The 11,275-nt window shown below is 56.2% G+C and carries 9 protein-coding genes; 4 read left to right on the top strand and 5 right to left on the bottom strand.

The features are described from left to right. Positions 1 to 87 precede the first annotated feature (87 nt). Positions 88 to 1,797 (bottom strand): D-lactate dehydrogenase, encoded by a 1,710-nt coding sequence (dld, locus tag FT726_RS24190; protein ID WP_346303581.1) that lies wholly within the window; start codon positions 1,795 to 1,797, stop codon positions 88 to 90. A 155-nt stretch (positions 1,798 to 1,952) separates the two neighbouring features. On the opposite strand from dld, the gene bglX reads away from it, so the two are divergent. Next, positions 1,953 to 4,250 (top strand): beta-glucosidase BglX, encoded by a 2,298-nt coding sequence (gene bglX / locus FT726_RS24185; protein ID WP_031279874.1) that lies wholly within the window; start codon positions 1,953 to 1,955, stop codon positions 4,248 to 4,250. A gap of 181 nt (positions 4,251 to 4,431) precedes the next feature. Beyond that, positions 4,432 to 5,310: an oxygenase MpaB family protein gene (locus FT726_RS24180; RefSeq protein WP_288422758.1), complete on the top strand. Its 879-nt coding sequence runs from the start codon at positions 4,432 to 4,434 to the stop codon at positions 5,308 to 5,310. Here the strand turns inward: FT726_RS24180 and FT726_RS24175 are convergent. After that, a complete protein-coding gene (locus FT726_RS24175) occupies positions 5,301 to 5,594 on the bottom strand; it encodes a hypothetical protein (RefSeq protein ID WP_215480127.1) in 294 nt (97 codons plus the stop codon). The two genes, FT726_RS24180 and FT726_RS24175, sit on opposite strands and share 10 nt — an antisense overlap. Before the next feature lie 226 nt (positions 5,595 to 5,820). On the opposite strand from FT726_RS24175, the gene FT726_RS24170 reads away from it, so the two are divergent. Then, the gene (locus FT726_RS24170; RefSeq protein ID WP_288422757.1) at positions 5,821 to 6,930 is read left to right on the top strand and encodes a suppressor of fused domain protein; all 1,110 of its coding nucleotides are present in this window, start codon (positions 5,821 to 5,823) and stop codon (positions 6,928 to 6,930) included. Between the two features lie 51 nt (positions 6,931 to 6,981). Here FT726_RS24170 and FT726_RS24165 read toward each other — a convergent pair whose 3' ends face one another. After that, on the bottom strand, positions 6,982 to 7,875 hold the full coding sequence (locus FT726_RS24165; RefSeq protein ID WP_288422756.1) for a LysR substrate-binding domain-containing protein: 894 nt from the start codon (positions 7,873 to 7,875) through the stop codon (positions 6,982 to 6,984). Between the two features lie 100 nt (positions 7,876 to 7,975). On the opposite strand from FT726_RS24165, the gene FT726_RS24160 reads away from it, so the two are divergent. Continuing rightward, positions 7,976 to 8,710, top strand: coding sequence for a sulfite exporter TauE/SafE family protein (locus tag FT726_RS24160; protein ID WP_288422755.1), 735 nt, complete (start codon positions 7,976 to 7,978; stop codon positions 8,708 to 8,710). Between the two features lie 158 nt (positions 8,711 to 8,868). Here FT726_RS24160 and FT726_RS24155 read toward each other — a convergent pair whose 3' ends face one another. Together FT726_RS24155 and FT726_RS24150 are read right to left on the bottom strand one after the other, a co-directional pair. Further along, positions 8,869 to 9,441 carry a hypothetical protein gene (locus tag FT726_RS24155; RefSeq protein ID WP_288422754.1) on the bottom strand — a complete coding sequence of 191 codons (573 nt, stop codon included), beginning with the start codon at positions 9,439 to 9,441 and terminating at the stop codon, positions 8,869 to 8,871. 43 nt (positions 9,442 to 9,484) lie between these two features. Next, positions 9,485 to 10,897 carry a hypothetical protein gene (locus FT726_RS24150; RefSeq protein ID WP_152391208.1) on the bottom strand — a complete coding sequence of 471 codons (1,413 nt, stop codon included), beginning with the start codon at positions 10,895 to 10,897 and terminating at the stop codon, positions 9,485 to 9,487. Positions 10,898 to 11,275 lie beyond the last annotated feature (378 nt).

The raw sequence follows: 11,275 nt of genomic DNA, 5'->3' as shown, positions 1-11,275 counted from the left end.
CGTGATCGTAAATACGAGGGCGGCATCAATGCCGACCCGACGGTTGTAGGGTGGCCATTTATGGCCACCGGGACAGCGTTAATTCCTTCAGGCTTTCACCGCCCAGCCTTTCTGCTTACTGGTTTTCCCGATGCCCGGGTTAAAGGTATTGGTCGGATCGAGCTGGCGATAAAACGCCTGCAGCTGCGGTTTGGCCGCATACAGATGGCCAACGTTATGCTCTGCCGGATACTCCGCGCCGCGCGCCGCGAGGATCGCCATCATCTTCTCCTTCAGCGCATGGGCATCTACGCCTTTCTTCACAATGTAATCCTGATGGAACACGTGGCAGAAGAAGTGGCCGTAGTAAAGGCGATGAATCAGATCGTTATCAAACTCCGGCGGCAGGCGCTCAAACCACTCCTGATCGTTGCGGCGCAGCGCAATGTCCAGCGCCAGAATATCCTCCACTTCGTCAGCGTGCACCGCGTGATAACGCACGGCGGCACCGGCTGCGGCAAAACGATGCAGAAAGGCGTGCGCGCCCTCTTTGGCGTCGCAGGCAAAGAACTCACCGCCGCCTTCGCGGAAATACTCCTGCAGATACGCCTGCGCTTCGGCCACGCCGTCGCCGGACATCTTCAGCATCAGGTGATGCTCGTATTTGTCACGATACTGCTTCAGGCGCTTCGGCAGGTGTGCCGGGAACCAGCGGCTGATGCGTTGCAGCAGGCGATCGGTCAGGTGCGGCTTAACGAAGCTCAGCTTGCTAAGCCAGGCATCAATCCGGCCTTTGAGGGTGAAAAACAGCGGCATCTTGTCGGTGCCGAGTTTATCAATCATCACAAAGGTGTCTTTGCCGTAGACCTCGGCGATGTCGAAAATATCGCGGTGCATGTACTCACCGGCGACGGGTAAATGGGTAAACTCCGCCAGTATGTGGCGACGCAGCTCGCCGAGCGTCGCCGGGTCGTTGGTGCCAATGTAAAACACCTGCTGCTTCGGCTCGGTGGGGAAGGTGTCGAGCCGCACGGCAAACACCGCCAGTTTGCCGGCGCAGCCTGACGCCTCAAACAGGCGCCGCTGGTCGGCGTTGAAACGCGCCGGCGTATCGGCATGAATGTCCCGCACCCGCTCGGCGTATTCGTGGTCGGACGCGTGGCGCGCATCCCAGCGCACATCATCCGGCTGCCAGCGCTCGTCGTCCAGCCGGCCGAGAATCTCTTCCGGCGAATGACCGAGGTCGATGCCCAGATGGTTGACCAGCCGGAGCTTGCCGTCGGCGTCCACCTGCGCAAACAGCGCCATTTCGCTGTAGGCCGGGCCGCGTTTGATCAGCGAGCCGCCGGAGTTATTGCAGATGCCGCCCAGCACCGAGGCGCCGATGCACGAGGAGCCAATCACCGAGTGCGGCTCGCGCCCGAGCGGTTTGAGGGTTTTCTCCAGCTGATACAGTGTGCTGCCGGGGAAGGCGAGAATCTGCCTGCCGCCGTCGATCAGCTGCAGTTTGTCGAGACGCAGGGTACTGATGATCACCACCGGGCGATCGTAATCGTTGCCGTTGGGCGTTGAACCTTCGGTCAGGCCGGTATTGGCGGCCTGCATCAGCACGATGGCATCGGCCTGTACCAGCGCCTGCAGCACGCGCCACAGCTCCAGCAGCGAGCCGGGGAAAACCACCGCCAGCGCATCGCCTTCGCCGGAACGGAAACCCTTACGATAGCGTGCGGTCTGCTCCGCGTCGGTCAGCAGCTGTGATGCGCCGACCAGACGGCGCAGCTCGGACAGCAGGGCAGGGTGTGAGGTGTTGTTATTCATTAGCCTATCCTTGTCGTTAACGTGGCGTTTCTACTGTAGCACGCGTCGGCCACGGGGGCGCAGTGTGACAATGGCGGCTACCTGCTATCCTCATCTTGTGGCACACTGCCCCGGTTATTTCGATATTGCGCAGTTACTTAAGAGAACCCGACCTGATGAAATGGATTTACTCTGTTAGCCTCGCTGTTTCCCTTGCCGTGCAACCCGCGTTTGCGGACGATCTGTTCGGCCCCCATCCAATGACGGAACAGGCGCGCGACGCCTTTGTTAATCAGCTGCTGAGCAAAATGACGCTGGATGAAAAGATCGGGCAGATGCGCCTGATCAGCGTCGGTCCGGATACGCCGAAAGAGGCGATTCGCGACATGATTCAGCACGGCCAGGTCGGGGCGATTTTCAATACGGTAACGCGTCCGGATATCCGCGCCATGCAGGATCAGGTCATGCAGCTCAGCCGCCTGAAGGTGCCGCTGTTCTTTGCCTATGACGTGGTGCACGGCCAGCGCACTATTTTTCCGATTCCGCTTGGCCTCGCCGCCAGTTGGGATCTGCAAGCCGTTAGCGAAGTGGGACGCATTTCAGCCTATGAAGCGGCAGACGACGGCCTCAACATGACCTGGGCGCCGATGGTGGATGTGTCGCGCGAACCGCGCTGGGGCCGCGGCTCTGAAGGGTTTGGCGAGGATACCTATCTCACGTCGCAGATGGGCAGTGCGATGGTCAAAGCCATGCAGGGCAAGAGCGCAGCCGACCGCTACGCCATCATGACCAGCGTTAAGCACTTTGCAGCTTACGGCGCAGTGGAAGGCGGTCGCGATTACAACACCGTCGACATGAGCCCGCAGCGCCTGTTCCAGGATTATCTGCCGCCGTATAAAGCTTCGCTGGATGCCGGCAGCGGCGGCGTGATGGTGGCGCTCAACTCGCTGAACGGCACCCCGGCCACCGCCGACAGCTGGCTGCTGAAAGATATTCTGCGCAACGACTGGAAATTCAAAGGCATCACCATCAGCGATCACGGTGCCATCAAAGAGTTAATCAAACACGGCGTCGCCAGCGATCCGCAGGATGCCGTGCGCATTGCGCTGAAATCCGGCATCGACATGAGCATGAGCGACGAGTATTACAGCAAATACCTGCCGGGACTGGTGAAAAGCGGCGCGGTGAGCATGGCGGAAATCGACGATGCGGCCCGTCACGTGCTCAACGTTAAATATGACATGGGCCTGTTCAACGACCCGTACAGCCATCTCGGTCCGAAAGGCAGCGATCCGCAGGACACCAATGCGGAAAGCCGCCTGCACCGGGCGGAAGCGCGCGACGTGGCGCGCCGCAGTATGGTGCTGCTGAAAAACTGGCATGAAACCCTGCCGCTGAAGAAAGAGGCCACCGTGGCGCTGGTGGGACCGCTGGCCGATAGCCAGCGCGATATCATGGGCAGCTGGTCGGCTGCGGGCGTGGCGAAGCAATCTGTCTCGCTGCTGCAGGGCATGCGCAGCGCCATGGCCGGCAAAGGCACCGTGCTGTATGCCAAAGGGGCCAATATTTCTGATAACAAAGGTATCCAGAACTTCCTCAACCTGTATGAGCAGGCGGTCAGCGTCGATGCCCGTTCGCCACAGCAGTTGATTGACGAAGCGGTCGCGCAGGCGAAAAAAGCGGACGTGGTAGTGGCGGCCGTGGGCGAGGCGCAGGGCATGGCGCATGAAGCGTCGAGCCGCAGCGACCTGGTGATCCCGCCGAGCCAGCAGAAGCTGCTGGCGGCCCTGAAAGCCACCGGGAAACCGCTGGTGATTGTGCTGATGAATGGCCGTCCGCTGGCGCTGGTGAATGAGGACCGCATGGCGGATGCGATGCTGGAGACCTGGTTCAGCGGTACCGAGGGCGGTAACGCCATCGCCGATGTGCTGTTCGGTGATTACAACCCATCAGGCAAACTGCCGGTGTCATTCCCGCGCTCGGTCGGGCAGATTCCAATTTATTACAATCATTTGCCAACCGGCCGTCCGTACAATTTCGAGAAGCCGAACAAGTACACCTCGCACTACTACGACGCGGTCAACGGTCCGCTCTATCCGTTTGGTTATGGTTTGAGCTATACCCAGTTCAGCGTGTCACCGGTGAAGATGTCTGCGCCGACCATGCCGCGTAACGGCACGGTGGAAGCCAGCGTGACGGTGACGAATACCGGCAAACGCGATGGTGCCACGGTGGTGCAGCTGTACCTGAACGATCCGGTCGCCAGTATCAGCCGTCCGGTGCAGGAGCTGCGCGGCTTCCAGCGCATTATGCTGAAGGCCGGCGAGTCGCAGACCGTGCGCTTTAAGATTGATGTCGATGCGCTGAAGTTCTGGAATCAGAAGATGCAGCACGTCGCCGAGCCGGGCAAATTCAACGTGATGATCGGTCTGGATTCGGTCAGAACCCAGGATGCGCAGTTCGATTATTTGTAATTGAGGGTTTGTTATCCTGGTTTCCCTCACCCTAACCCTCTCCCGGCGGGAGAGGGAAACGATCAAACCGACTTTTAGCGGATATTATCCTCTGACCTGCCAGCTTCAGCGGACTGCCCCCTCTCCCGCGCGCGGGAGAGGGCTGGGGTGAGGGAAAGGTCATTAGCGCAAGAACGAACAAATGAATCTCCGCCACCGCATCGAACAGCAGGTCTTTCGCCTTAACGGCCTGTCGCTCAACGAATTTGACATCTCTCAACCGCCGGGCGATCCCGGCCTGTTCGGCCCTGACCACATCATCTGGCAGGTGCACGGCGACTTTCCAGCGATGCTGTGCGGCGGCATCAGCGCGCTGATGCTACAGATGCTGCATCCGGCGGCGCTGGCGGGCGTGTGGGATCACTCCAGTTTCCGCCAGGATATGCTCGGCCGGCTGCGGCGCACCAGCCAGTTCATCGCGGTCACCACCTTCGGCAACACCGCCGATGCGCATACCCTGATTGAGCGGGTTAAACGCATCCATCTGCGCGTCACCGGCATCGATAACACCGGCAAACCTTATGCCGCCAGCGATCCGCATCTGCTCACCTGGGTGCACGTTGCAGAAACCAGCCGCTTCCTGGCCGCGCATCTGCGTTACAAAAATCCGCAGCTCAGCCTCGCCGATCGCGATCGTTATTACGCCGAAGCGGCGCGTGTGGCGGAAGCGCTTGGCGCGCAGCAGGTGCCGAAAAGCGTAGAGGCGGTTGAGGCCTATTTACAGGCGATGCGGGCAGAGCTGGTTTACGATGCGCGCACTCACGAAGTGATGCAGCTGCTGCTTAACGCGCCGGCACCCAGCTGGCAGGCGAAACCGGCGATGCGCGTCATGCTGCGGGCTGGCTGTGGTCTGCTGCCCGACTGGGCGCAACAGCTGATGCAACAGCCGATCGGGTCAGTGACGCAATGGCGGATTGATAAGCAGATCGCGTTGATTGCCGCCCTGTTGCGCTGGTCAATTCAGCGTGGCGCCTGGGCGCGTGCCATGCAGCGCATGGGGCGCGATCCGCGTTACAGGTGAAATTCATCCTGCTTGCTGGTGTAGCTGCGCGGCGTGCGCGCCTCGCGTTTCAGCAGGAGCTGGCGTTGCTGATAGTGATGCAGCAGCATGCCCAGGCCAACGCCCAGTAGCGCCAGCGGCACCAGCGTGTAGTAGATATCCAGCGGCAGCAGCACCAGCAGCGCGATGGCAGCGACGATCAGCGTCAGGGCTGCCATCACCCACGTATAGCGGACAAACAGCCACAGCAGCAGGGCGAGAATCACGATTTCGCGCAGATTGAGATCGAGGGTTTGCAGCACCATGACGACAGCTCCGCAACAGAAGAGTGCGCTGACAATAGCATGCGAAGCGGTAAAAGAATCGCAAAAAAATCTGAAGCTTCGCCGCCGCTGCCCCTGCCATTCTTAAGCCGGGCTGAACGATGGCCTGGCGCACTTTGAGAGTTTTACCCTTGTGTCACATGGCGCGAGTGCCGATCCTGCTCTATTCTCGGGGAAAATGGATCCCTCCAGGCATTGTCGAGGCGTTATGACACACCAACCTCTGATTGCTGAGGTGCCGAATCAGCAACACACTTTAACCGCCATCGTCGAACAGGATGCGCGTACCGCCTATTTTTATATCTGGCCGAACGACCTGTTCCGCAGTCAGTACGCCGTGCGCGGCTGCTGGTTGCGCAATCTGCTGCCGGCACCGGCGCAGGAAGATCGCGAAGCGATGGAGCAGGGTATTGCGCCGCTGCTCAGCGCCAGCTATTGCCGCACGCTGGAAGCGGAGCCGATGCTCGATCCGGCCGGCCTGCAGATTCTGTGGGAGCCCAGCGACGACGGTGCCGCGCTGTGGTATTACGGCCAGCTGCTGGCGGTGATCCCCGGCTGGAGCCTGTATCAGGACAAGCAGGTCAGCTTCTCGGCGGGCTGCATCAAAGAGAACCGTCTCACCGCGCCGCTCGGCTCAGCCTCCACCAACGATTACTACGCGCGCGCCGAACAGCAGCGTCATTTCTGGCGTGACTGGCACGATGGCCAGCAGTGGGATCGCGTGCAGAGCGAGCTGCTGCAACGTTACCAGGCGCAGTTTGGTGAGTCGGTAAAATATTACGCCATCGATCAGGGCAACTGGCCGCCAATGGCGATTTCGCAGCACTGGCATAACGGCGTGTGGTATTTCTTCACGCTCGGCATGAGTATCCGGCCGATGCCGCAGGTGGATTACCTGTTTGACGAGCTGGCACCGCAGTACCGGCGTGTAGAGCTGGCGATGGCGGTGGATGGCGAAGTGATGACCGAGACCAACGCGGTGCAGATGGCCAGCGCGCTGGCGGAGTTTGCTCATCTGCCATGGGCGCGGCTGACGTGGATTGGCGAAGGGCACACGCTGGCGTCGGAAGTTGCGCCGGTCGGCTTTGAAAGCTTCCTGCTGGCCAACGGGCTGGCGGGCGAAAACGCGCAACTGCGGCTGCCGAAGCGCGACGGCGATCGGCCAAATCTGCTGTGGGCGACGCCGATCACCGAAGCCGAGCGGCTGTTTGCCCAGGCGGACGATCGCGGCGGCCAGCAGCTGCTGCAGCGTTTGCTGGCGCAGGGCAGCGATCATGTGTTCCGTCCGCGCCAGGAAGTGGTGGAGCCCGCACCGTAGTGCCTGCAGAAAAAGCCCCGATATACCCCTCTGGCAGCGACCAGGCGGGTATTAACCGCATGCTTCCCGTTCCAGCCATGCGACAAAGCGGTTTAGCGACGATGATTTATCCACGTCAGGCGCAATTAACGCCACGTAGCGGCTTCCCTTCGCCTCAACAGCTAACGGGGTGACAAGCCGGTTGCCCTGCAGATCATGTCCCAGCATTTGTATTCCACCGATACCCACACCGACGCCATCAATAATCGCCTGCAGACTAATATAATTGTGTTCGAATCGCTGAAAACGTTCCGGGCGCACCTCCCCGACGCCAGCCTGCTTCATCCACCGTTCCCACTCGCCTGACCGCGTACTGGATAACACGACAACGTGGGTTGCCAGGTCTGCAGGGGTGTTCAGCGCTTTTGTGGCTAACAGTTTCGGCGCGGCAATCAGGGTGAGCTTTTCCTCAAATAACGCTTTCTTCTCAAAGTAACGCCATTCAGGTTTGTTCAGCGCATCCCGGCGAATCAATACGTCAAAGCCAGATAGCCCTTTCACCTCCGAACTGTTTGAGGTGGATACCGAGATTTCAATGTCGGGATATTGGCTGTGGAATGCCGGCAGGCGCGGGATCAACCAGTGCATCGCAAAGGTGGTTTGCGCATTGACGCGTATCGTGCGGGTGTTGGGTGTTTTGCCAAAGCGCACCGCAGCATCGCTGATGATGTCAAAAGCGGTGCTGATCTCTGCGGCAAAAGCCCGGGCATGTTCCGCCGCCACGCTGCGCTGTCCCTGGCGTTCAAATAACGGTTGTCCCAGCCACTCTTCAAGCAATTTGATCTGACGGCTAACGGCACCGTGGGTCACCCCTAATTCCTCAGCCGCGTCGCTCAGGCTGTTGGCGTGCGCGGCCGTTTCGAACAGCCGCAATGCATTCAACGGCGGCAGGTTACGTTTTTTCATCTGTGACTTTTAGTATCAGTGATGGGCAATATTTATCGATATTATGATCGAATTGCCCTCATTAACATGCGTGCTTTGCCGTTGAAAATGAGGAAACTCAGTGGGTGATTATCTCTTTTTGACGCTGATCGCGATCCTCTCCGGGGCGCTGAGTGGCATCATCGGCACCGGTTCTTCGTTACTGCTGCTGCCGCTAATGGTCAGCAATTTCGGCCCCAGAGTGGCGATGCCAGTCATGGCTATCGCCGCAATCCTGGGAAATCTCTCGCGCATCGCGGTCTGGTGGCGTGAAATCGACTGGCGCGCCACTCTGGCCTATAGCCTGCCTGGCGTGCCAGCTGCGTCGTTAGGCGCGCATGTGCTGCTCTCTTTACCCGCCTGGATCATTGATGGCGCGCTGGGTCTGTTTTTCTGGGTGATGATTTTGGTCAGACGCAACCTGAAAAACAGTCACTGGACGCTCTCGATAAAGCAGTTAGGGCTTTGTGGTGGCGTGGTGGGTTTTCTGACCGGACTGGTTCTCTCCACCGGACCGGTGAGCGTGCTGATTTTTACCGCCTATGGATTGAGCCGTGGCGCGTTTATTGGCACGGAAGCATCGAGTGCCTTGCTGTTATATTTCAGCAAGGTCAGTACGTTCGCCTTCCAGCAGGCGCTCTCAATGCAGGTTGTGCTCACCGGTGTGTTAGTGGGCAGTGGCATTATGCTGGGCACTCTGAGTACGAAGGTGATAGTCCAGAGACTGTCAGTCACACAATTTGCCGTGCTGATAGACGTCATTCTGTTTATTTCCGGCGCAGGATTAATCGTTAATGCCTGGTCAGGAGCACCATGAAATTAATCTTTATCACCCTTGAAATAATTTAAACGTAGCGGGTCAGCCCAATCAGCATCGCAACGATAAGTCATAGTTGCAATAGGCAACGAATACTTTTCGCGCGATGCTGTGATGAGTCAGTTATGCAAGGTTCAGGTACGCAGGAAACAGACCTGTCAGATGATGACTACGCCGATTTTTGGGCATTCATCATAATGTGATGCGCCCCGGCACGAGCATAGATACACCGGTTCGTGAAAGCTTTTGGAGTATTGCTTGATCTCTTCCTGTGCACGGTCAACCGTCAAATTATGGAAAGAGTGATAAAAACCCACACACCAAAATGAGCGCTGCTTAATTTCAGTCTCAATGTAGTGTGATTTAACGATCGAATTCACTTTGGATATGTCGTGCAACATTCCTTTGACTAACGTTGTCGCTTTTATTGCCCGCTTAAATTCAAGGTAGATGTACTGATCCTTGGCAGTATTAGGTTTTCTGAAAATCAAATCGACAAACATGTAAAAACGATTGAGTTTGCTTCTTTGATCAGATTTCGCCTTCAACTCCCTTCTGGTGTGAAAACCCTTCTCATTCAAAAGGAAATATTCAAACTCAATTTGAAACCATTTTTCCCAGTCGTTGTACTCATTGGCCACGACATGGGCAAATCTGGCTTTTACTTCCTTTTTTTTAATAAACTCTAACAGTGATTCCTTTACAAGCTCAAAATCTTTAAATTCACTCATTTCAGATACCATAAATAATAAATGCTGTGTGCCTGCCTGCTGATTAACGTATTACACTTACATTTTCCAGTTTCACCAGGCTTTCCGGCTTATCACCTACCTGCATAGCAACGGTGACGAACACATTGAGATCCTGCAGCCAGGCGAGTCTGACACGGCTACCCGCTTGTCCTGAATCAGTTTGCTGACACTCGACTAAGAGATATTTGCCGCTAAATTCATCCGCAATGCTCTTTGCGTCTCCCATCGAGGTTACCTTGCAGCGTAACCGTGAAGACGTAATTTTCTTATCGGAGTCAATACTTTCCCATTGCGCCTGATATTGTTGACCCGTTACTAGCGGAAAACGCAGATCCGTCTGCAACTTATTAAGGAGTGATGCGCCTGTGCTGATGGACATGGTGAACTTAAGCTGCAACTGATTAGCCAGCGTCAAACGTTGCACCTTCCAGATACCGTAATCTTCCAGCTTACGTACATAACCATTTGGCTGTGCATCCAGCTGCACTTCAACCTTACCGAGCGTGCTTACTTCGGTATAACGGATTTGTTTGAAGCGTGGCAGCGCCCAGGGTTTAATCAGTGCTTGTGCCTGCCGTTCAATTTCAGCAGAAAGAGAATACTTATCCAGCCACTGCGAATTATTTTTACTCAGGTCTGGCATTAATGGCCCCATCAACGTGGATGCTGGCTTATTCGCAGCGGACACAAAATGTCCTTCAGCGGTAAACTTTTTTCCTGCGGGTAACTGGCAGAGCTGATCGAAACGTTGTGTCATCTGAGTATCAATTTTGAAGCTACTTTTGCGGCGAACAAGATCAGCAGTGATGAGTGAATCTGTAACGCGCCCCTCGCTGTCGAAATTCATGGCAGCAATTACAGCACCCTGATGGGTTTTACAGTTGTACAGGTAGTGTTCTGTTTTTAATCCCAGCGGCGCATCGTAAGGCGGTTCCCAGATGATATCTGCGTAATCATATCCCAGACGAACCGATAAAATATCGCCAGTGTGTTGAATGCTATTCACATCGACCAGTTTGGTGGTGCCGATTTCAGACGTGGCTGATAACTTTTCCCACTGAGCCTCTTTTATGGGGAGTTTGCACACCTTGTGAATATCGTCTGCGGTAATTTGCTGATCATCCTGTGCAGGCGCATACCGGAGATAGCTGTTACCGTAATAACGAGCGATGGTAAAGCCCTTATCATTTAACAGATCCTTATACAGGAGCTGTGCTTTGCCCTGTTTGCAATCAATCGACCGCCATTGTTGCGCCGTTTTTCCGTTATTGAAGTTTAACGACACCATGAAATTTACCCGATCGTGGATGCGGGTAACGGAAAAGGGATTCGTGATGACACCTGTTAATTCGGGCATATCTGCAGCCTGGACGCAAGAAAACGGCAGGAGAGACAGCAAAGAAAGCAGACGAATTAAAGAGCGTACGAAGTACATATATGGTCCTTCATATATTGATTAAGAAGTTCATGTATCGGCATCTTGCAGCAAATTTTTAGGCTCTGTGCGTGGGCAGCTTAGAAATGCACTATACGTGGGGCGAGTACGTCCGCTGTTAGCACAACACAAAGGAACCAGCGCTTGCGCCATATTCCCTTTCAGGACGCTTCCGGACGGCGAACTGAAGGCCGAAAGCGTGACGTAGCGACTGTCATGGAAGTTAACACCAGAGCGGTCAGAAAGGGGGCAGGGTAAGGCCGGTGACAATAAGCGCTCTTATGATCACGCTATTCAATCAGTTAACCATTTTGTGATCTCGCGCACCTCAAGTTCCTCTGTAACAAGCCGTTAACCTCGATCAGGCAACTCGCCACA

The organism is Pantoea sp. Morm (genome assembly GCF_016643525.1).
Classification (GTDB): domain Bacteria; phylum Pseudomonadota; class Gammaproteobacteria; order Enterobacterales; family Enterobacteriaceae; genus Pantoea; species Pantoea dispersa.
Note: the sequence above shows the minus strand (reverse complement) of the source record. Positions and strands in the feature narration are given on the sequence as shown.

Excerpts from the sequence above, each read along its gene's own strand:
- bglX (WP_031279874.1), top strand. The coding sequence starts at position 1,953 with ATGAAATGGATTTACTCTGTTAGCCTCGCTGTTTCCCTTGCCGTGCAA.
- dld (WP_346303581.1), bottom strand. The coding sequence starts at position 1,797 with ATGAATAACAACACCTCACACCCTGCCCTGCTGTCCGAGCTGCGCCGT.
- FT726_RS24180 (WP_288422758.1), top strand. The coding sequence starts at position 4,432 with ATGAATCTCCGCCACCGCATCGAACAGCAGGTCTTTCGCCTTAACGGC.
- FT726_RS24175 (WP_215480127.1), bottom strand. The coding sequence starts at position 5,594 with ATGGTGCTGCAAACCCTCGATCTCAATCTGCGCGAAATCGTGATTCTC.
- FT726_RS24155 (WP_288422754.1), bottom strand. The coding sequence starts at position 9,441 with ATGAGTGAATTTAAAGATTTTGAGCTTGTAAAGGAATCACTGTTAGAG.
- FT726_RS24170 (WP_288422757.1), top strand. The coding sequence starts at position 5,821 with ATGACACACCAACCTCTGATTGCTGAGGTGCCGAATCAGCAACACACT.
- FT726_RS24165 (WP_288422756.1), bottom strand. The coding sequence starts at position 7,875 with ATGAAAAAACGTAACCTGCCGCCGTTGAATGCATTGCGGCTGTTCGAA.
- FT726_RS24150 (WP_152391208.1), bottom strand. The coding sequence starts at position 10,897 with ATGTACTTCGTACGCTCTTTAATTCGTCTGCTTTCTTTGCTGTCTCTC.